Source organism: Patescibacteria group bacterium (genome assembly GCA_038064855.1).
Classification (GTDB): domain Bacteria; phylum Patescibacteriota; class Minisyncoccia; order Ryanbacterales; family GWA2-47-10b; genus SICQ01.
The window spans coordinates 135,806-156,780 of record JBBTSE010000007.1 but is presented as its reverse complement, the minus strand read 5'-3'; the positions used below and the strand labels follow the sequence as shown (position 1 = coordinate 156,780).

The following is a 20,975-nucleotide window of genomic DNA, read 5'->3' as shown; positions in this document are numbered from 1 at the left end:
ACCCACCCATGAAAGACTACTATGATATTTTAGGCGTTCCGCGCAACGCGACCAAAGAAGATGTAAAAAAGGCGTACCGCAAGCTTGCGCACCAATACCATCCTGACAAAAAAGGTGGTGATGAACGCCGCTTCAAAGAGATCAACGAGGCCTACCAAATACTCTCAAACGATGACAAACGATCACAATATGATCGTTTTGGTTCCGCTGGCGCCGGAGGACAGGAGGGCGCTGGTTTCGGTGGTTTTGATTTCGGCAATTTTGGTTTTGATCAGATGGATGTCGGTGATATTTTTGAGACTGTTTTTGGCAGAGGTGGTTTTCCTGGTGGAGGTAACAAGCGTCGAGGCCGTGATATTTCTATTGATATCGAGATTCCATTTGCAGAAAGTGCTTTTGGTACGGAGCGTCGCGTACTGATCCGCAAACGAGCATTGTGCGACGAGTGTGGCGGTACGGGTGCCGAAAAAGGCTCAGCGCTTTCTACCTGCGCTACCTGTCATGGCGCGGGCACCTTGCGTGACACGCGCAAATCTCTTTTTGGTACCTTTACCAAAATGGTTGAGTGCGGCACTTGTAGTGGCAAAGGCAAAGTGCCAGAGAAACAATGCAAAGTCTGCCACGGCGAGACAATCATCGTAAAGAGTGAGGAAGTACACATTATTGTTCCCTCAGGCATTGAAGATGGTGAGGTGATTAGGATCTCAGGTAAGGGTGAGGCGGCCCCTCATGCTGACATGGGTGACCTCTACGCCAAGATTCATGTATTACCTCATGCGACATTCAAGCGTTTGCGCCATGATTTGGTCATGCGTTTTGAAGTGCCACTCTCTACTGCTCTTGTGGGCTCTTCCGAAGAGATCGAAACACTTGATGGCAAGATTAAAGTAAAAATTCCACAGGGTGTGGCTGACGGCGAAGTACTCAAAGTGGCCGGTAAAGGCATTGGCCGCGACGATGGTGGTAGGGGAGACTTGCTGATTGAAATTAAAATCCACATGCCAAAGAAGATCACACCCGCACTCAAATCTCTCATTGAAGAACTCAAACGCGAAGGCTTCTAGATGACCGCCTATCTCGCGTACGCAGAAGGACTCGCAGCTTACATGCGCCATCCGGCGGTAGATATATTGGTTATCACTTTTTTTCTCGGCGCAGGATTTTTGTGGGGCATGATGGGTGGCAAGGCAAAGCTTTTGGCGTTCTTGCTCTCAACCTATTTGGCACTTTTTATCTCACCTTTGATCTTCGAGCTTCTCGATAGTCACAAGCTCGGCGTACATTTGTATCGCAACCTGCTTGTGTATGGTGTGGTGCTCGCATTGTTATTTGTTTTTACCGAGCGCATTTTTTTGCGTGGCATCGGCAAATCGTCATATCGGTGGTTGCCCGCTCTTTTTATTAGCTTTCTCTCAACTGGTCTTTTTGTGGCCGGTACCTTGAATATCATCTCATTTCGGGGTATTATAAAATTATCACCGATCACCAAAACGCTCTTTGCAGGACCCGATGCGTATGTTATTTGGGCGATTGTGCCCATCATCGGTCTTGCTCTTTTGAGTAGGCGATCGTAAATATCCGCTCGTAGCTCAGTCGGTAGAGCAGCTCCCTTTTAAGGAGATGGTCGTAGGTTCGATTCCTACCGAGCGGACAATGAAGCGTATTTATCTTATCCGCCACGGAGAATCCGAGGCAAACATAGCTCATGCATTCCAAGGGTCTACAGGCCCACTCTCATCGCATGGCAAGGACCAAGCTGTCTTTTTAGCACACCGTATTGAGCGTTTGCCTATCGATATAATCTTGGCTAGTCCATATGAGCGTACACGCGAAACTACCGAGGTGATCTTAAAGCATCTCGAGCGGCCCGTTGAATGGCGCGATGACATCGTAGAGAAGCGTCATCCAAGCGTTATGGTTGGTATGCAAGGCGACGATCCGCGTGCGTTGGCGATTCGTGCAGAAATTATGGCTCATGGCGACGATGAATCATATCGTCATTCAGACGAAGAAGTATTTTCTGAGTTTCGTGATCGTGCATTGGGTTTTCTCGCATATCTTGAAAGTCGTTCTGAAGAACATATCTTGGTAGTTTCCCATGGCGGATTTATGCGTATGTTGTTGGCGACTATTATTTTTGGCGAAAAGGTGACTCATGCGGAATTCAATCATATCTTTAAAGTTTTTCGTATAAAAAATACGGGGATTACGGCGCTTGACTACATGCCCGAGTACGGATGGCTACTACAAACATGGAACGACCACGCGCATCTAAACTAAAAAATCTCGTATAAAAAATGATAGCCCCGACCGTCTGGTTGACGGTCGGGGCCTTTTGATCTAGTTGCCGTTGAGCGCACGCTCGGCCTCGGCAGTAATCTCGGCATTGCGCGACTGGACGACGCCGGTCACCGCGTTGCTCTGCGGGAGAGAGAACGAGAGAACAGCGACGATGCCGAGGAGCCCGATGACGATGATCACGAGATCGATGCTTCGCAGTTTCATTATGAACCTCCTAGATGCGATTATACTATATTTATAACTACTTGTCAAATAAGCAAAAACCCCTTATTTTGCCGTTGGCGGCGGGCTTTTTCTCTGCTATTTTAGGTATATGAAGAAAAAAGAAAGTCTTAGGACTTGGATCGAGATAGATACCAAAAAACTCAAAGCCAACTATACGGCATTTCGCAAGCTTGCCGGTAAAGGCAATATGCTGATGGCTATCACCAAATCAAACGCGTACGGTCATGGTCTTCTCGATTTCTCGCGTACTATGAAAAAACTGGGCGCCGATTGGCTCGGTGTTGATTCGATAGTAGAGGCGCTTGCTATTCGCAAAGCTGGTATTCGTATGCCTATTTTGGTCCTCGGCTATACCATGCCTGAGCGCTACGCTGAGGCCGCTCGTGCGGGTATCAGCGTGACGATCTCAAACTTTGCCGCACTCAAATCAGCCGTAGGTGAGGCCACGCGCAGCAAACCACTTCGCGTGCATATTAAGATTGATACGGGCATGCATCGCCAAGGTTTTTTGCCTGACGATATCGCCAAAGTATTCCCGTATTTCAAAAAGAAAAACGCCAACCTGCGCTTTGAAGGTATCTACACACATTTTGCCGCTGCTAAAAATCCCGCATTTCCCAAAGACACTAAGGCGCAAATAGCACTCTTTGAAAAAGTTCTTGACGCGGCGCATGAGGCGGGGTTCAGGCCCATCAGACACGCGACCGCAACGTCGGGCGCGATACTATTCCCCGAGGCGCATTACGATATGATCCGTATTGGTATCGGCATGTATGGCCTTTGGCCATCAAAAGAAGCAGAGGCAGCGTTTCATCACCAGTTTCGCCTCAAGCCGATACTTTCGTGGAAGACTATTATCAGTGAGGTTAAAGAGCTCGCTACTGGTAGCCGCGTGGGGTATGATTTTACCGAAGAGCTTGGGCGTCATTCAGTAGTAGCTATTTGTCCTGTAGGTTACTGGCACGGCTATCCGCGCGCGCTCTCGAGCGTTGGATATTTTATCGTGCGTGGCAAGCAGGCAAAGATTTTGGGGCGCATCTCGATGGATATGATTATTATCGATATCACTGATATTAAGGGGGTTGTGGTGGGTGACGAGGCGACGATCATTGGTGAAGGTATCACCGCCGATGCGCTTGCGTATCTTGCTGATACTTCAAACTACGAGATCGTCACACGGATCAACCCGCTCATCAAAAGAATTTACAAATAATGGATACCCCAAAATTTCAGCGCAAGATCGAAGACTTTGTGTGCGAGCGATGCGGCACGCGTGTGGAGGGCAATGGCTATACCAATCACTGCCCCAAGTGCCTTTGGTCAAAGCATGTAGATGTAAACCCGGGCGATCGGAGCGCTGTTTGTAAGGGTCTTATGAAGCCAGTGGGCGTTGAAGAAAAGAGCGGTAAGTACAATATCGTATACCACTGCCGCGTATGCGCCAAAACTATCAAAAACAAAGTCGCCCCTGAAGACGACATGGAAATGATCGCACGACTGGGTGGTAAGGCAACGAAATAATGTCATGAATATCGAAACACTCTTACAGAAAAAATCCGAAGACGCCGTAAAACCGCAGATTTTTGATTTGTCGGTTGATGCGGATTGTGCGGCGGTGGAGGATTTACTCAAATCAGGCAAGATCCAACAGGTGAGTGACAGCTTTGAAGTACAGCTCGAAGAATATTTTCAGGTATCAAATCCATCGGCAGTATATACGCCTGAGTTCAAAGCTCTTTTTGCCGAATACTTAGCGAGCGTGCAGGCCAAGGCACCACTCTGGCAGCAGGGGAGATGGGTATACTATCCGTGGCGAGCACTCATCGTACACATCTTAGAAGAAAAAGAATTTTTTGAAGTACGCACCGCGCGCAACAAAAACCTCATCAACCGCGACGAGCAAGAAAAGTATTATAATTCGACTATTGGCCTTGCGGGTCTGAGTGTGGGCAATAGCGTGGTACTCGCAACGGTTTTGCAGGGTGGTGGGCGGCATTGGAAGATCGCTGATCATGATACGCTCGAGCTTTCAAATACCAATCGCATTCGCACCGGCATTGATGGTCTTAGTGTGAAAAAGACGACCGTGACCGCACGACAGATGTATGAGATCAATCCATATCTTGAGATTGAGATTTTTGATGGTCTGACTCCCGAAAACATTGATCAGTTTTTTGGTGGGCTTTCGGTAGTCGTCGATGAGATTGATAATTTGGCAATCAAATACCTTATCCGCGAGCGAGCGCGCAAAAACAAAATCGCCGTGGTGATGGCAGCAGACAATGGTGATAATGGCGTGGTAGATATCGAGCGCTATGACCTTGATCAAAATACGCAGTTTTTCCATGGCCGCATGGGTGATGTCTCATATGAGATGCTGGCAGGTCTTGATAAGTTTGGTATTGGCAAGATGATCACCAAACATGTAGGTCCTGAAAATGTGACTGAACGCATGCAAAACTCACTCCTTGAGATGGGTAAAACGGTAGTCTCATGGCCACAGTTGGGTGGGGCCGCACTTCTCAATGGATCTGCCGTGGCATACGCGATACGCAAGATTTTAAATAATCAGCCACTCGAGAACAATCGCGCTATTGTATCACTCGATGCGCCGCTAGAACCCAACTACAACACACCCGAGGCAACAGAAAAACGAGTTGAAGTAGCTGACGGATTTCGTAAAATCTTCGGGCTGTAGACCTTTTTGGGCTTATTGATGATTTTTGTAAAAAAATCAGGGGCTACTTTTCGTATGGTTTCGGCTTTTCTCTTGAGATACGCAAGCTCTGCGTCCCAATGCTTTGATAATCGAAAGTTTAGAAATTTTAACTCGTCTTTTCGCAAGATACTTGTAGGCAAATCCTCCAAACGCAATGATGTGCCGTTTGCAAAGGCTCTCACCGCCGTTACAGGGTAGCCGAGCAATGCGCCAAGTTTAAGGCGTCTTACTTTTATATTTTTTTCAGAATATGCGGCGAGGAGCTCGTTGAGTTTTTTCTCACTTCTTGCTACGCAACTATAACGTGTAATCTCTTTTTTATTCTTTGGGTGGTTAATATATAATTGATAATGAAAACCTATTTTTTTAAAGATTTTTTCAAGCTCGCCAGTTTTTTCCAGAAAGTCCTTTCGAGAGAATTTCGAGCGCGGGTAATATGATAGTTCAATCATTGCCGTAGGCTTGAACGCGCACCAAACCAAAAGAAGATCAACTATTTCTTGATCAGTGATAAGCCCTTCCATCTTGAGCAATTTTTCTATCAAGTGTCTTTCTTTAATTTTCTTGTGTAGGGTGGTAACTGCCATAGCTATCGATAAGCATATAGTAAGATATCCATTTTTCAAAAGTCTATAGAGTCTTTGGGCTATAAGCGTTGTGGTACAATAGATATAGGCAAAAATATGGCGCAGGTGCCGTATTTCTTTGTGAACGGGCATACTAGACAAAATAGCAAAAATAGTGTATAGTAAAGCCCATTAATATATACGGCCAAAAAGGCCTCGCAGATAAGCATTTTAACCCTATGTCTGGACGACGCATCGTACTCACTGGTGAAAATCTGACGATTGACGATATCAACGCAGTCCTCGCTAACTCCGAGGTGACTATTGAGATTGCTGACCAAGCGTTCGCTAAAATCGAGCGTTCAAAGGCATTTGTCGATAGCTCGCTTGATAAGAAAGTCATCTACGGCATCAATACCGGCTTTGGGCCTATGGCTTCGTATATCATTGGCGCGACCGAACTCGAAGAACTCCAGTATAATCTCGTGCGCAGTCATGCGGTAGGCATTGGCCGCCCTATTCGTGACGAGTATGTGCTCGCCTCGATGATCGTGCGCCTCAATACGCTCATCAAAGGATACTCGGGTATTTCTCGTGCGCTTGCCGAACGCCTCCTCATGATGATCAACAAGCGCATCATCCCGATAGTACCCGAGCACGGCGCTGTCGGTACCAGTGGTGACTTGGTACAGCTCGCACATATCGCACTCGCACTCATTGGTGAGGGCGAAGCGATGTATGAAGGCAAGCGCGAAAAGTCTGCTGATATATTTGCGCGCCTGGGTATTGGTGAATATAAGCTCCAACCAAAAGAAGGTCTTGCGCTCATCAATGGTACCTCGGTCATGGCCGGTATCTCTGCGGTACTTTGCCGCGAGGCCGAACAGCTTATGGCGCTCGCCATCAAAAACGGTGCATTCGCACTCGAGCTTGTACACGGTTTTAGCGACGCTATTTCAGAAAAACTTCACGACCTCCGCCCACACGCGGGGCAGGTGATGGTAGCAAAACTCATGCGTGATATTTTGCGCTCATCAAAACTTTTGCGTGACCGCCACGAGTTTCAAGAAAAGTTTGAGGTCAATCATAGCGTCTATCAGATCCCCGAAGAAGTACAGCAAGTATATTCTATCCGGTGCATCCCACAGGTACTCGGGCCCATCTTCGATACTCTCGCGCGCGTAAAGCGCGATGTTGAGGTTGAGATGAACGCGGTGACTGACAACCCAATCGTAGATGTTGAGCGCGGTGCCTTTTTACACGGCGGTAACTTTCATGGTGATTATGTTGCTGTAGCTATTGACCAGCTCAAAGCCGGTATTGCCAAGCTCACGATGCTCGCTGAGCGTCGTACCAATTTTTTCCTCAATGACAAGATCAACAAGACCTTCCCACCATTTATGAATCTTAAAAAGCCGGGGCTTACGCTTGGCCTCCAAGGTTTACAGTTTGTCGCTACCTCGACTACCGCGCAAAATCAGACACTCGCATATCCGCACAATGTGCATTCAATCTCGACCAATGGCGACAACCAAGATATAGTGAGTATGGGTACCGATGCCGCGCTCATGGCTGCAAAAGTCATCGACAACGCATTTGTGGTATTGGCTATCGAGATGATTACGCTCGCTCAAACTGTTGATTTTATGAAAATTCAAGACGATCTTGCGACCACCTCACGCAGTCTGTATGACGCGGTGCGTACACAAATGCCCGTGATTATTGAAGATCGCGTACTGACCGCAGAGCTACCTCGTATCGTGCGCCTGGCGCGCTCAACTGCTCCACTTCGTACTATCGTCTAATTTTGTATGATACGCGGGTCTGACATTCTCAAAAAGCTCGACTTTCGCAAAAAGAAAAATTGGATTTCGGAATTTTCCTCGTTTGATACGAGTGCTTTTGCGCGCTTACTCGAGACCGCACCTGAATCATTTTGGGTGCGCGCAGGGGAGCGCCGCGCCTTGCAGATATTTCATGAGGCGGCAAAGCGTGTACCTGCCTACAAAGACTTTTTGAAAAAACACAAAATCAATCCAGCCAAAATCCGCACGATCAAAGACTTTGCGCGCGTACCTACTACTGACAAGCGCAACTATATCAACGCCTACTCGCTCAAAGATCGTAGTTGGGACGGCAAAGTAGAAGGCGCCAAGATTGCCGCTGTCAGCTCGGGTACTACCGGTGAGCCAACTTTTTGGCCGCGCGGGTCATACCAAGAATACGAGGCGGCTATCATCCATGAGCTTATTTATCGCTACTCATTTGATATCGACCGGCATCGCACGCTACTGGTGATTGGGTTTCCTATGGGTGTGTATGTATCAGGCATCGCCACTTTTATGCCGAGCATGATGGTAGCTGACAAACCCCAGTACAATATGACGGTGGTGAGCGCGGGTAACAACAAAGCTGAGATCTTGCGTACTGTTAAAAATTTGCAAAGCGAATATGATCAAATAGTGCTCGTAGGCCATCCATTTTTTATCAAAGATGTCGTTGAGACCGGTAGACGCGAGGGGATTCGCTGGGCAAAGACCAAATTGCGCTTTATGTTTTGCAGCGAAGGGTTCAATGAAATCTGGCGCAAATATGTCATCAAAGAATCAGGTCAAGATTTTGGCCTGCGTACGGCTGTCAGTACCTACGGCTCATCAGAGCTTTTGTTGATGGCGTGGGAGACACCACTCTCGGTATATGTACGCAACTTCATGCAAAAGAGCGTTGATTTCAAAAAAAAGCTTACCGACACGCGTTGGGTGCCGAGTATTTTCCAATACAACCCACTGATGCGCTGGATTGAATCAGAAGAGGGAAGTTTGGTATTTACATCAGCCAGCGGTTTGCCGCTCATCCGCTACAACCTACATGATGGGGGAGCAGTAGTGCCGTTTGGTAAGGCGACAGAAGCACTCGATACATCACACAAAAACTGGCGCGGTGAATTTGTGCGAGAAGACGCGCGCAATTTTATGTGGCAATTGCCGTTTGTAAAGCTGGGCGGCCGCACTGACCAGACGATGATTTTTTATGCCGCCAATATTTACCCCGAGCATATTCACCTCGCACTCAACCATAAACCGTTTTTGGAGAAAATCACGGGCAAATTTGTGATGCACAAGCACTATCTGAAAAATATGGACGAATATTTTGAGATCAATATTGAGCTTCGCGTAGGCGTACATCCGAGCAAGATTTTTGCAAAAGAGCTAGAAAATGCTGTTGTGCAAATGTTGAAACGCATCAATTTAGAATATCTCGACATGTCTTCAAAAAATACCAAGAAACGCACTCGACCCGTCATTGTTTTACGCACCTACCAAGACGAAAAATACTTCAAAGTAGGCATGAAACCCAAATATATCGCCGCCGATTCTCAGGCAAAGGCGTCTGTGTTGGTAAAGTAAATCAATATGGTTTTCATTAAAGGATTATGTTAGGGTATAGCTATGCAAAATGAAATTGAGGCAAAATTTCTTTCAATTAATAAAGATTTAGTTCGCGCTAAGTTAAAAGAGATAGGCTTTGAATTGAAAATACCGGAGTATGTGATGCGCAGAAAAACCTTTGACTTTTCGCACGTTGCACCTGGGAAAAATAAATGGGGGCGGGTTCGACAAGAATCCAATAAAATTACCATGACCGTCAAAGAGGTTCGCGGATCGGGCATTGATGACACTTTTGAAGTCGAACTTATTGTGAATGATTTTGAGACTGCCTCAGCTTTTTTTGAGGCATGTAATATTCCTGCAAAAGCATCTCAAGAAAATAAGCGCGAAGTATGGATGCGTGAGAGATCAGAGGTTACCATTGATACGTGGCCAGGTCTTAACCCGTTTGTGGAGATAGAAGCAGGGACGGAAGGAATAGTACGAGGAGTTTCGAAAGAGCTTGGTTTTGATTTTGAAAAGGCTATTTTCGGAAGCATCGATCTTGTATACGAAAAAGAATTAGGTATTCCTGCTACCACGATAATCAAATTACCGGAAATTACGTTTGCAAATCCACCAAAGAAAAAGGCCGCATAAGTTTGAAACTTACACGGCATCGAGACTTTCTTACTACAGGAGAGAAGGGCGGATTTTCGGATAAGCATATTCACCCGGTTCCTCCATGCACCACCCCCGCTCTTCTCCAGGCGATCTGCAGTTGAAGTTGCAGAACGGTGTCACAGTGAGACGTAAAGGTGCAGTCGCAAGGAGATTCTTGACATTCGTATCCCCAAGCACCTCTTGCAACTTCTGCTTCAGATTCTCCGGTCTTCCGAAATACTCGGGTATTTGGAAACCGATATCCCTACGCATGTAGCAGAAGTAGAGATGTAGTCGTGGGTCAACCCGAATATAGTCACCGAACCCCTCTTCACATTCATCTTTAAATGAACACGACGAGCAGGGGTTAATACTACGATCCAGCGCGTCTCCCAACTTTACCTCAACAGATCCGCCGGCAGCCAAATGGAACCGAAGACGACCGCGCCCGAGTTGCTTTTTCACTCTGACAATCTGAATGGTGCGTGGCAATACCGATGTTCGCACCACTGGACGCCAGTCTTGATAGAACTTCTTGTGTGTAGACGCGCTTTGCGGTGTCCACATGAGGGTATATAGCTTGAGTCGGCTTTTGTAGCGTTCGACAAACGTCAGTTGTTCCGAGATATCATCCGTATACCCTCTGAAGAGGACTCGGTTGAAAGCGACCTTGATGCCTGATTCAAGCGCGAGTGTTACTCCACGCATAAACCGAGCATAATCGCCATAACCTCCGGAGATTTCTTTGAACATCAATGGATCGGTTGAGTGCCAACTTGTCCGTATGAGCGACAGACCAGCACGGCTCAAGTTTTCTGCGAAGACGTCTAGCAGTTGACCGTTGGTGGTCATCGAGACCTTGAAACCACGTTCTGTAAGTATGCCGATGACGTCGTGGATACGGTATTGCCCATCCCGCCACAAAAGCGGTTCAAGCGCACCGATTTCCACTTCGGCATTACCCCCCATATCACGCCACGCGTCAGCGATAGATATGATATGAGCATATGAGAGAGGTTTAATATTCATGTTCGTCCTCCCCGCGAAACAATGCGTTTGATTTCTATGGCTACCTTCTCCGCGGTGATGTCGCTGGTATCAATGTAGATCAGACCAAACGACATGAAGATTTGAGCGACCCGATCAAGCAGTGCGCTGTCTCCTTCAAGTTTTGCGTCACTCAATAGTTCCGCACGTTCAAGTATCCGTTTGTCGCGGACTTCGGAACGGGCACCGAGCAAAAACGCGAAGTGTGGCTTGAGTAGCCCCTCATCGTTATGAACGACTCGAATCCTTGCGTCCATAGCGATATGGTAGGCAGCTGTGGATGTGATGTAGCGGTCACACACTACCGAAGTTCTCTCCAGTAGCTGGCCGATCTTGGTTGAGTCATACTGTGTCGCTGTTCGATAGAAGCAGTACCGCTCAATTGGTGTTGCGTGGTTGTCAACTTCTTTCCTAAGCTGAGCGAATGGCCCAGCCGGCGACTTATAGTAGTGGAATATACCATCGGAGGCCAAAAGATGCGCCACCGTGGTCTTTCCGACACCATCGACTCCGTCGATGGTGATGAAGACACTAGTGTTTTTCACTTTAGCTTCCTTCAGGATACAGAGACGATAAGCAGGCGCTTTGTCGTCCCCTGGATTATAATTTCTACCTCGTCTCCTTCGGTCTTGCCAAACAGGGCGCGCGCGAGCGGCGCTCGGATTGTCAGTGTTGAGTAGGGCTTCCCATTCACCTCGTAGATATTCCCACCTCCCACGGGAAGCAGGAAATATTTCGTTCTCACGCCCGTATCGACATCTTCGATTTCGACGATTGCGCCGCTCGAAACTTTATTGTTTACAGCAAGCCGCATTTGCATGGATTTCAACGCGGCAAGCTGTAAGGACAGTTCTTGGATTCTGGCGGCAAAACCACCAGCCAAGTACTGAGCTTCTTCTTTGAAGGTGTCATATCGGGAAGCCATCGCGCCTTTGTGAGCCTTGGACTCCTCGATAGCTCCCTGTTGACCGCGCTCCATGTTCTCAGTTTGCTTGGCGATCTCCTTGATAACGCAACCGAGAATCTGCTTCTTCGTATTTTCCACAACATTCTCTCCCTTGAGTTATAAAAGAACGGATGAATTTGTTTTTTACGTTTGTCATATAAATAACATATTTTATTGATTTAGTAAAGACGCCTTATTGGCGAAACAAGTCTGTGGATAGATAACAGCAAAAGGGGCGACAGTGCGCCTTTTTTTCTTTAGAATAGAGGTAATGGATCGGGCTGTGTTGCTTAAGATAATAGAGGCGGGTATTCATGCGCCGTCTGGTGAAAATTGCCAGCCGTGGCGTTTTGAAGTGCGCGGTGATGGCGAACTGGCACTCTACAATATACCTGAGCGTGATGATTCTCTGTATAGCTGGGGTCAGCGTGCATCATACTTTGCGCATGGGGCACTGCTAGAAAATATACGCATCGCCGCATCACACCATGGCTTTGATATGCGCTTTCAACTGTTTCCAGAAGGTCACGAGTCAAATCTTGTGGCTTTAATACAGTTTACCGGGCGCGAACCCAAGACAGAACCGCTCTTTGAAGGTATTTTTAAACGCACCACAAACCGCAAGCCATACAAAAAAGTAGATATCACTGACGAGACGAAAAAATGGCTCACTGACGGCGTGGCTGATGATGGAGTAAAAATAATACTTACTACTGACAAGGGCGCTATCAAAATCGTAGCCAACGCCGCGACATCAAACGAGCGAGTGATATTTGAAAACAAACTCATGCACGGCTTTTTCTTTAGCCATATCAATTGGACCAAACAAGAAGATGACAAAAAAAGCATCGGCTTCTATATAGATACGCTCGAGTTGCCGCCACCCGTAAAAGTGCTTTTTAAATTATTTCGCAGGTGGCCGGTCATGCGCGTGTTGGGTATGGTCGGCTTTCCGCGTTTTGTAGCTTTGGGCAACGGTCAGCTCTACGCGTCAGGCTCGCTGGTGGGCGCGGTGGTTATTGATGACGAAACGCCCGAGCATTTTGTGCAGGCGGGTATGGCGGCAGAGCGCATTTGGCTCAATACCACAAAGCTTGGTTTGAGCTTTCAGCCGCTCGCAGGGCTCATCTATCTTTTCTTGCGCGTACAGCACGGTGATCTTGCGGCGTTTGAACACAGACATATTCATCTCATGCAGCGGGGATATACAAGTATTCAAAAAGCATTGGGCGCAGAAAACAAAACAATTGCTTTTATGTTTCGCATTGGTGATGGGGGAGAGCCGACGGCGAGGGCTACGAGGTTAGATATTAGTAGATTTATCACCATATAATATTCTTTATGGCGAGTAATTTTAATCTTGTTGCTATCAGCTTAGTTAGTATAGCTATCGCCATACTTGGGATTGTTGTGTTTGTGAATAATCGGAAAAGTATTACGAACAGAATATTTCTTTTATTCACACTACTAACAATTGTCTACGCAACTTTTAATTTTATGAGCAACCAAGATGGTTGGTCTTCATTGTATATACTATGGTTTTTACGATTAACTCTCTTTTTCGCGGTTTGGCACGCCTTTTCTATTTTCTACTTGTTTCTTGTGTTTCCAAACGAAGCACAGAAAATTCCTCCTATCTATAAATATATTTTTTGGCCCATAACCATTATAGCTGCGGGACTGACTCTTACTCCTTATGTATTTGAAGGATTAGAACATTTACCATCTATTGATCAAGTAGCAAAGGGAGTGCAGGGACCTGCTTTCCCAGTTTTTGGCTTTGTATCTTTAGGGTTGGTTCTTGCCGCCTTGGTAGTATTATTTAAAAAAGCTCGTCGAGCGGTGGGTCTTGAACGCACTCAATATAAACTTATCTTCTTCGGTACAGTCATCACTTTTTCTTTGGTGCTGACTTTTAATCTTATACTGCCGACAGTATATGAAATTTTAGTTTTTATTCCGTTTGTACCACTTTTCTTTTTCCCATTTATCATCTTTACCAGCTATGCAATTATTAAATACCGATTACTTGATGTAAAAGTTATTGCTACAGAATTATTAACCTTTGCACTTTGGGTCTTACTTCTAGTACGGCTACTTGCGGCGCGAGATGCATATGATGTTGTATTAGGTTCTATTCTATTCACCGGATCTCTCGCTCTCGGTATCCTCCTCATACGCTCCGTACTTCAAGAAGTAAAACTTCGTGAGCGGATGGAGAAGTTGGCGGTAGATCTTGAAGTTGCAAACGCTGATCTCAAACGGCTTGATGAAGCCAAGTCTGACTTTATCTCTATCGCATCACACCAGCTACGCACGCCACTCTCGATCATCAAAGGATATATCTCCATGATGCGCGAGGGCACCTACGGCAAGCTTGAGACAAAGATTCATGATCCTCTGGAAAAAGTATATGTATCAAATGAGCGCCTGATCACCTTGGTCAATGACTTGCTCGATCTCTCACGCATGGAGCGTGGGCGCATGCAGTTTGATATGAAGCCCGTACATCTCAATGAGATCCTTGACCCCATCGTCACTGATTTTCAGATCGTGGCAAAAAATAAAAAGATGAAACTGGTATGGGAAAAAGATTTTAAGACTGATGCCATGAGTGGTGATAGCAACAAGCTTCGCCAAGTGGCACTCAATCTTGTAGACAATGCGTTTAAATATACGCCGTCAGGAACCGTAGTAGTAAAGCTCGTGCAAGAAGGTGATGCTATCAGATTTTCAGTGACTGACACGGGGCCGGGTTTGAGTTTAGAGGAATCACGCAAGCTTTTCCAAAAATTTGTACGCGGCAAAGAACAGAAGGCGACTCATACCGAAGGTCTCGGCCTCGGTTTGTATGTCGCTAAACTCATCGCAGAAGCTCACGGCGGATCTATTGGCGCGACTTCACCCGGCAAAGGCAAAGGCAGCACCTTCTTTATGCTCTTACCGCTTGATATAGAGAAAAAGAATTAATAATTAGTAAGGTTTACAAACCTTTAAGCTGGTACGGATTTTTCTGGGTAAAAGATGGTTTTTCTATAAAAATCATCTTTTTTCTTTATACACAAGCAAGCTTGAGCGCAATTACCATATAATAAACAGCAATAGGTCGCACTATTCATTTTTATTTTTTATTTACAAAACTCTTACAGATATGAGTACACGATTGTTCACGAGATGGGGTTTGGTCGGTATTGTTGCCGTAGCCATGTTGGCGCCGCAACTCGCATGGGCGGGCACTCCACGCCTTCAACTTAATGCGGATAGATACAGCACAGGCGATTCGATCACGCTCACTGTCACGGGCGCGGACACAACCGCTGACGTGATCGTCGTCGCATCAAATTGGGAAGGAAATTATTCAAACCCTCAGATGAGTCTTGGTCGCACCAACGCTGATGGCCGATGGGTCTCTGATGTATTTACTGTCACGCGCGATTTTCGCTCGAGCTGCGGATACCGCGTGTATGTCATGGTCAACGGTAAACAAAGCTTGGAAGAAACATACTGCGTCACCCGTACCACAGAAAATCCAGCAGGTGTGCATGGCTATGTGGTACAAACACAAAACTCATTTCAATATGTAGAAGCCGCGCTTGATGTCGACTCGCGTACGCGCATCACCACGAGCGGTGGGTTTTACGAAACGCGTGATCTCGAACCCGGACAACACACAATCACCGCGCTGACTCCGCGCACGCAAGGTGATGTAGAATATCGCGACCCCGAATACAATGTATGTAGTGGTGGCGCTGACTGTGGACGCTCTGGTAGTTGGACGCGTGGCGATACCGCGACCTTTACTGTAACGGAAGGAAACATTGCGACCATATATTTTCGATTTTTGGCAACCAATCGCCAAGGAGTTCCCTTGCCTGGTGGAGGCACTGAACCAGAAACTTGTAACGCGACCTACGGCTCATGCTCAGCAGGTCAGGTAAATACCTATCGCTGTAGAAACGCAATTAACTATCAAAAGTGTGAAAGAAAAGATACCAACGGTGATGGCTTCGCTATCTACTGTTGGAACGCACCGGCTCAATGTCCGGTAGCAGCACCTATCTGTAATGGTGGCACTGGTGACAGTATTGTCGACGATGTTAACAATGCCAACGATACTCCCGTATGTACTACGGCACTCGCCGGTCCTACACCATCGACTAGTTTCTCAAATGGTCAGAGTGTTGAGACAACAGAAAACGGCGTCAATGTACGCGGCGCGCCCGGCGGCTCCTGGACAGCGACGCGCAATGCAGGGGCACAAGGGACTATCGCTGCGAGTCCCGCAATACCGGCAAAGCTTGGAGGAGTTTGGTATCAATGGTGGAAGGTAAATTTTGGTAGCTTACTCGGCTGGGTAGCTGAAGACTTTTTGCGTCCCGGTGGTAGCGCGGCAAACACCTATGTGAACGCTGGTGGCAATGTCTCGGGTACCTTCTCGCGCGACGATGGCAAACTCTATGCGTATCTCAATGGTTCAGTGTATGTAAATGGAGCAAAGCGTGACGATATCCAAAACAATGGCTTTGTGATGTGGAAAGTCACCTCAAAAGATGGCGCAGCCTGTGGTGACGGTAACTGCGGCGTAACCTTTGAGCCAAACAACCAAGGGCAAGATCCCACCGTAGTGTTTCCGAGCCGTGGCAACTATCAGCTTCAATTTTGCGCACCCTTTATATTGCCGTGTGACAATATCACCGCAGATATTCGCCAAGGAGGTACCACTGGCTGTGATACGGGCGCGCAACAACGATACCTTGGTAGATTCTGCCCACCCGGCTTTGATCCAACTAAAGTTACTTGGGGTACTACAGGCGGTAGTTCTGGAAACCCCTGGGGTCCCTATCATGCGTGCAATATCAGCAATCTTCCTGTCGGTGGTATTAACGCAGGCGGATGCTCCGGTAAATATAACTGGCCAAACGGTGGCGACAAAACTTCACCAAGTGCACCGAGTACTCCGACATTTAATGACGGTCAAGATGCGTACGGCTACGCGCATCTCGTAGCAGAGGCGTGGAATTCAAACTGGACACGCGCACTCAATCTCAATGGTATCCCAACAAGGTCAGGTCAATGGAATCTTGCCGCACGCTATATCGCGCGACGCGTTGGACAAGATGGCCCTTACAAATGGATGGGCATTCCTCCTGCGTACGCTGACTTTTTACCAGAATCACACGCGAGCACCTATGCCTCGCCTGAATCTCTTGCTACCGGTCCCGGCCAATTGCCACTCTGCATGCAGGACTATAGTGTGAACGCGCAAGTATACGGTATGGCACAAGGATGGTGGAGCTTGCCGGGCACTGATAAAAACCCCGATGGCTCTCGCCCTGGGCGACGCATCTCGCAAACTGGTAAATGCGTACCTGACTGGAGATCGTGGAGACCTGGTATTGATGCGATCCCTCAATATACCGGTGGCCCTGGCCCCGGTGCCGCAAATGGTAGTTGCGGTGGTCCTACTAGTACCGCCGATGAAGTAGCGTGTGGATCTGTAGAGGAGCAGTTTTATTGCACAGCAAACAAATCAACTGCAGCGATTAGTGAGTCAGTGACCTTTACTGCATACGGCGCAACTCCCGTAGAATGGAATTCGCCTTTGGGTGCGGTACCACGCCAACAGTCTGGCGGTCAGACCTTTACGGTTACTTGGCAATCAGTCAACGGTTCTATGAACCAAGGTGTAAGTTTCTTACATCGTACGGATGGCAGTATCCAATCAGAGAGCTGTAGTGTGTTGCTCTACGATCCAAACCCAGCACCTCCACCGCCGCCCCCACCACCCGCAGGACCTTTGAACTGTTCAGGTGGTGATGCGGCCGTAGGTACTGTGGCAGGCACAGTAACCCTTCGCGCATTTGATGTGACCGGTGGTAACTCGATGTCGTTTGGTGTCTATCCAGTACGCAATGGTGTTCGCCAATATGAGCTCGCCAAGTGGCCGCAAGGTACACGCATTGGCGCATCAAATACTTTCCAAGGTACACTGACCGCAACACAACTCTCTGATGGCAACTTTGGCAATGGTCGGTACGGTGTCAATATCTGGCTCTGGGGGAGGCCCAACGACGCGACCGATGACAGACAGTGCGTGACATATGACTTTGTAAAATCAGGTAATACCATCACTATCCCCACACCTGACTTACCTCCGCCCCCTCCACCAGCGCCACTGCCACCACCACCTCCCGCAGGCCCTTTGCCACCTCCATCATGTACACTCACACCAACTCCAGGCGGTACTACCAAAGCAATCAATACGCGCTTTGGCGTAACGTGGGCGGCTACCAACGCTGATTATATTTCAGTCGCAGGCCCTGGTTGGAGTGGCACAATTGATTGCGGATACTACGATGATAATGGTGATGGAGTAGGTGACCGGTTTGATCCAAGCTATACAACTCCGTATTCATGTCGCGCGGCATTCTTACGTACTGCAAGTGGCGGTGGATATGATCTTGGTACGCAGGGCACGTGGGGCAATCTCTATATGCGTGAAGCGGGTAGTGCCAATGTAACCGCGACACCAAAGCGTCATGACGGCGCTAGTGGCGCACCATGTGCGCTTACTATCACTACATCAGGAGGCGGCCCAACCCCTCCACCTCCGCCTCCAGCACCTACTGCATGTGCCAACGACTGGAGCAGTACAACTGGCGGTACATATGATGGCGATGGTGCTGGTACTACTTGCGCGTGTGTACACTTTGATCACAATCGTAATTCAGTGATAAGTCCTACACCTCCGCAGCAATGTTATCCACCAGCAGGTAGTGGCCAAGGTGCGACACTTCCACCTCCGCCGCCGGCTCCCGCAGCACCTCGCTGTCGCCTCAATGGAACCCTTGGCAATTCGTCTGTTACAAAAACCGTAGGTGATCGATTTGAAGTTCCATGGGCATGGGAAAATGCTGATTATATCACCGTCTCAACTCCATGGGCTGGAACGGTTGATTGCGGTAAGCGCACTGATGGCACCTTTGATCCAAATTACTTCCCGTACCCATACAAGTGTTTTAGAGATTTCATGTCCTCTCCAACTCCGTACGATCTTCGTTCAACGGGGCAATGGGGTAATCTCTACATGCGTGAAGCGGGTACCGCGCGCGTAACCATCACGCCAAAGCGCAATGATGGAACATCTGGATCATCTTGCACTCTTACTATCACTGGCACTGGTACTCTCGTAGCGCCGCCCCCACCACCCGTAGCACCTCCGCCACCTCCTGCGGCAGTTCAAGCGCCAACATACAATAACCGTGAATGTTCGGTGACGAGTGTCACTCAACTTGGCGGTGGCTTGGTAAAACTCCGTGTCGTCAAAGGTACCGCCCTACCTGATTCAGTTGGTTTCTGGAATCTCTCGCGCGGTGTCGGTACCGCCACATGGGTTGGCCGCGGATCATGGACTGTGATCAACTCAACTACCTATGATGTGACATTGAGCGCGGCGGATCACGCAAACGCCTACGGTAGGTATCAAGCGAGTTTCTGGAAATGGGGTACGAGTGATGCAACTAATATCCTTTGTTCAGAAACGCAGTTTAATATCCCACGACCAACGGCAGCTGTGAACGGTAATGATGTGAATGCTCTTGCAGATACCCTGCAAGGCCTTCGCAACATGCTACTGGGCTTGCAGTCAGCTCTCGGGCAATAGTTTTCCTTTCGGCGCAGGCACCAAAAACTCCGCACTATGCGGAGTTTTTGTTTCCTGATATATTGAAATCTATGGAACAGCGGATTCATATTATAGATACGCCAAATCATGTAGGCAAAGAAGTCGAGCTTGCGGGCTGGGTTGATGTACGCCGCGATCATGGCAAATTGATTTTTATCGATCTGCGTGATGAATCAGGCGTAGTACAGATGGTAGTACCACCGGACAACAAAGATTTGCACGATACGGCCGACCAAGTACGCACCGAATGGGTGATTGGTGTGCAAGGACTTGTCAAAGAGCGCCCCGCTAAAATGAAAAATGATAAATTGCCAACAGGCGGTGTTGAGATCGAAGTCAAAGGTATCACCATACTGAACTCCGCGGAAACTCCGGTATTTGAATTAGCAGGTGATGGCTACGAAGTAAGTGAGGAAGTGCGCCTCAAATATCGATATCTCGATCTCCGTCGTGCGCGTCTCCAACACAACATCCGTCTACGATCAAAACTCGTAGACTCTATCCGCCAGTACCTTTTTGCAAAATCATTTGTCGAGATTGAAACGCCGTATCTGACGAAAGCCACCGCCGAAGGGTCACGAGATTTTTTGGTTCCATCACGCCTTCAGCAAGGCCAGTTCTACGCACTCCCGCAAAGCCCACAGCAGTATAAACAGCTGATCATGGCATCAGGTTTTGAACGATATTTTCAAATCGCCCGATGCTTTCGCGATGAAGACTTGCGTGCAGACAGGGGATTTGAGCATACCCAACTTGATGTTGAGATGAGTTTTGTAAAACAAGAAGATGTACTCGATATCATTGAGGGTACGATGATTGAGGTTGCGCACAAACTCGGCAAAAAAATAAAAGAAACACCGTTTCCGCGCTTTACCTATGCTGAAGCTATGGAAAAATTTGGCGCAGATAAATTTGATCTCCGAACCGAAGAGGACAAGAAAGATGGCACGCTTGCGTTTGCCTGGGTGACGCGCTTTCCGTTTTTTGAACATACTGATGGCGGTGGGTGGACCTTTACCCATAACCCGTTTTCAAACACCGTACCCGAGCATCGCGAAAAACTTTTGGCAGGTGAGATCGAGTCAATCATCGCTGACCAGTATGACTTGGTACTTAACGGCTATGAGGCGGGTGGCGGCAGTATCCGTGCGCATGAACCCGAAGTGCTTAAAAAAGTATTGGGGGTGATGGGCTTTGATGATGAAAAGATTAAACGCGAATATGGTCACATGTTAGAAGCATTTCGCCGAGGCACGCCGCCTCACGGCGGCATTGCGCTTGGCATTGATCGCCTCACCATGTGTTTCGCGGGAGAGACCGCACTTCGCGAAGTGCAGGCATTTCCTATGACTGCGGGTGGTAAAACTGCTGTGATGGACGCGCCCACTGATGTATCACCAGAACAACTTCTCGAATTTGGAATCCAAATAAAGAAAAAACCCGCCGCATAGGCTAT

General features: G+C 47.8%; 18 protein-coding genes and 1 tRNA gene. 14 read left to right on the top strand and 5 right to left on the bottom strand.

The window, feature by feature from the left end; all coding sequences use genetic code 11:
* Positions 1-8: 8 nt before the first annotated feature.
* The 4 genes from AAB417_02915 (at position 9) to AAB417_02900 (ending at position 2,280) form a co-directional block, all read left to right on the top strand.
* On the top strand, positions 9-1,064 hold the full coding sequence (locus tag AAB417_02915; GenBank protein MEK7630953.1) for a J domain-containing protein: 1,056 nt from the start codon (positions 9-11) through the stop codon (positions 1,062-1,064).
* Positions 1,065-1,574, top strand: coding sequence for a hypothetical protein (locus tag AAB417_02910; protein ID MEK7630952.1), 510 nt, complete (start codon positions 1,065-1,067; stop codon positions 1,572-1,574). It begins immediately after the preceding gene.
* A gap of 4 nt (positions 1,575-1,578) precedes the next feature.
* Positions 1,579-1,651: transfer RNA gene (locus tag AAB417_02905), tRNA-Lys, on the top strand.
* Between the two features lie 2 nt (positions 1,652-1,653).
* The gene (locus AAB417_02900; GenBank protein ID MEK7630951.1) at positions 1,654-2,280 is read left to right on the top strand and encodes a histidine phosphatase family protein; all 627 of its coding nucleotides are present in this window, start codon (positions 1,654-1,656) and stop codon (positions 2,278-2,280) included.
* A gap of 60 nt (positions 2,281-2,340) precedes the next feature.
* On the opposite strand, the gene AAB417_02895 is transcribed toward AAB417_02900, so the two are convergent.
* Positions 2,341-2,505, bottom strand: coding sequence for a hypothetical protein (locus AAB417_02895; protein ID MEK7630950.1), 165 nt, complete (start codon positions 2,503-2,505; stop codon positions 2,341-2,343).
* 109 nt (positions 2,506-2,614) lie between these two features.
* Here AAB417_02895 and alr point away from each other — a divergent pair, with 109 nt between their 5' ends.
* From alr to AAB417_02880, 3 genes are read left to right on the top strand one after another with little or no spacing between them, the layout of a single operon-like run.
* On the top strand, positions 2,615-3,739 hold the full coding sequence (alr, locus tag AAB417_02890; GenBank protein ID MEK7630949.1) for an alanine racemase: 1,125 nt from the start codon (positions 2,615-2,617) through the stop codon (positions 3,737-3,739).
* Positions 3,739-4,047 (top strand): RNHCP domain-containing protein, encoded by a 309-nt coding sequence (locus AAB417_02885; GenBank protein MEK7630948.1) that lies wholly within the window; start codon positions 3,739-3,741, stop codon positions 4,045-4,047. Before alr ends, AAB417_02885 begins: the two co-directional genes overlap by 1 nt.
* Before the next feature lie 4 nt (positions 4,048-4,051).
* Positions 4,052-5,224, top strand: coding sequence for a ThiF family adenylyltransferase (locus tag AAB417_02880; GenBank protein ID MEK7630947.1), 1,173 nt, complete (start codon positions 4,052-4,054; stop codon positions 5,222-5,224).
* Here the strand turns inward: AAB417_02880 and AAB417_02875 are convergent.
* Positions 5,152-5,832, bottom strand: coding sequence for a hypothetical protein (locus AAB417_02875; GenBank protein MEK7630946.1), 681 nt, complete (start codon positions 5,830-5,832; stop codon positions 5,152-5,154). The two genes, AAB417_02880 and AAB417_02875, sit on opposite strands and share 73 nt — an antisense overlap.
* Before the next feature lie 218 nt (positions 5,833-6,050).
* On the opposite strand from AAB417_02875, the gene AAB417_02870 reads away from it, so the two are divergent.
* The 3 genes from AAB417_02870 to AAB417_02860 are packed head-to-tail and all read left to right on the top strand — an operon-like array spanning position 6,051 to position 9,839.
* Positions 6,051-7,616 (top strand): aromatic amino acid ammonia-lyase, encoded by a 1,566-nt coding sequence (locus AAB417_02870; GenBank protein ID MEK7630945.1) that lies wholly within the window; start codon positions 6,051-6,053, stop codon positions 7,614-7,616.
* A gap of 6 nt (positions 7,617-7,622) precedes the next feature.
* Positions 7,623-9,218, top strand: a complete 1,596-nt coding sequence (locus AAB417_02865; GenBank protein MEK7630944.1) for a hypothetical protein — start codon at positions 7,623-7,625, stop codon at positions 9,216-9,218.
* Positions 9,219-9,260: 42 nt separating this feature from the next.
* Entirely contained in the window at positions 9,261-9,839 is a 579-nt protein-coding gene (locus AAB417_02860; GenBank protein MEK7630943.1) for a hypothetical protein, read from the top strand.
* A 33-nt stretch (positions 9,840-9,872) separates the two neighbouring features.
* Here the strand turns inward: AAB417_02860 and AAB417_02855 are convergent, their stop codons facing one another.
* The 3 genes from AAB417_02855 to AAB417_02845 are packed head-to-tail and all read right to left on the bottom strand — an operon-like array spanning position 9,873 to position 11,868.
* Positions 9,873-10,871 (bottom strand): radical SAM protein, encoded by a 999-nt coding sequence (locus AAB417_02855; protein MEK7630942.1) that lies wholly within the window; start codon positions 10,869-10,871, stop codon positions 9,873-9,875.
* Entirely contained in the window at positions 10,868-11,434 is a 567-nt protein-coding gene (locus AAB417_02850) for a hypothetical protein (protein MEK7630941.1), read from the bottom strand. The genes AAB417_02855 and AAB417_02850 overlap by 4 nt, the downstream gene beginning before the upstream one ends.
* 11 nt (positions 11,435-11,445) lie before the next feature.
* Positions 11,446-11,868, bottom strand: a complete 423-nt coding sequence (locus AAB417_02845) for a GreA/GreB family elongation factor (protein MEK7630940.1) — start codon at positions 11,866-11,868, stop codon at positions 11,446-11,448.
* Between the two features lie 238 nt (positions 11,869-12,106).
* Between AAB417_02845 and AAB417_02840 the strand changes: the two genes are divergently transcribed.
* The 4 genes from AAB417_02840 to aspS all read left to right on the top strand — a co-directional run bounded on the left by AAB417_02840 (position 12,107) and on the right by aspS (position 20,970).
* Entirely contained in the window at positions 12,107-13,168 is a 1,062-nt protein-coding gene (locus tag AAB417_02840; GenBank protein MEK7630939.1) for a hypothetical protein, read from the top strand.
* Positions 13,169-13,176: 8 nt separating this feature from the next.
* Entirely contained in the window at positions 13,177-14,805 is a 1,629-nt protein-coding gene (locus AAB417_02835; GenBank protein MEK7630938.1) for an ATP-binding protein, read from the top strand.
* Between the two features lie 181 nt (positions 14,806-14,986).
* Positions 14,987-19,498, top strand: a complete 4,512-nt coding sequence (locus AAB417_02830; GenBank protein ID MEK7630937.1) for a hypothetical protein — start codon at positions 14,987-14,989, stop codon at positions 19,496-19,498.
* A gap of 71 nt (positions 19,499-19,569) precedes the next feature.
* Positions 19,570-20,970: an aspartate--tRNA ligase gene (aspS, locus tag AAB417_02825; GenBank protein MEK7630936.1), complete on the top strand. Its 1,401-nt coding sequence runs from the start codon at positions 19,570-19,572 to the stop codon at positions 20,968-20,970.
* Positions 20,971-20,975 lie beyond the last annotated feature (5 nt).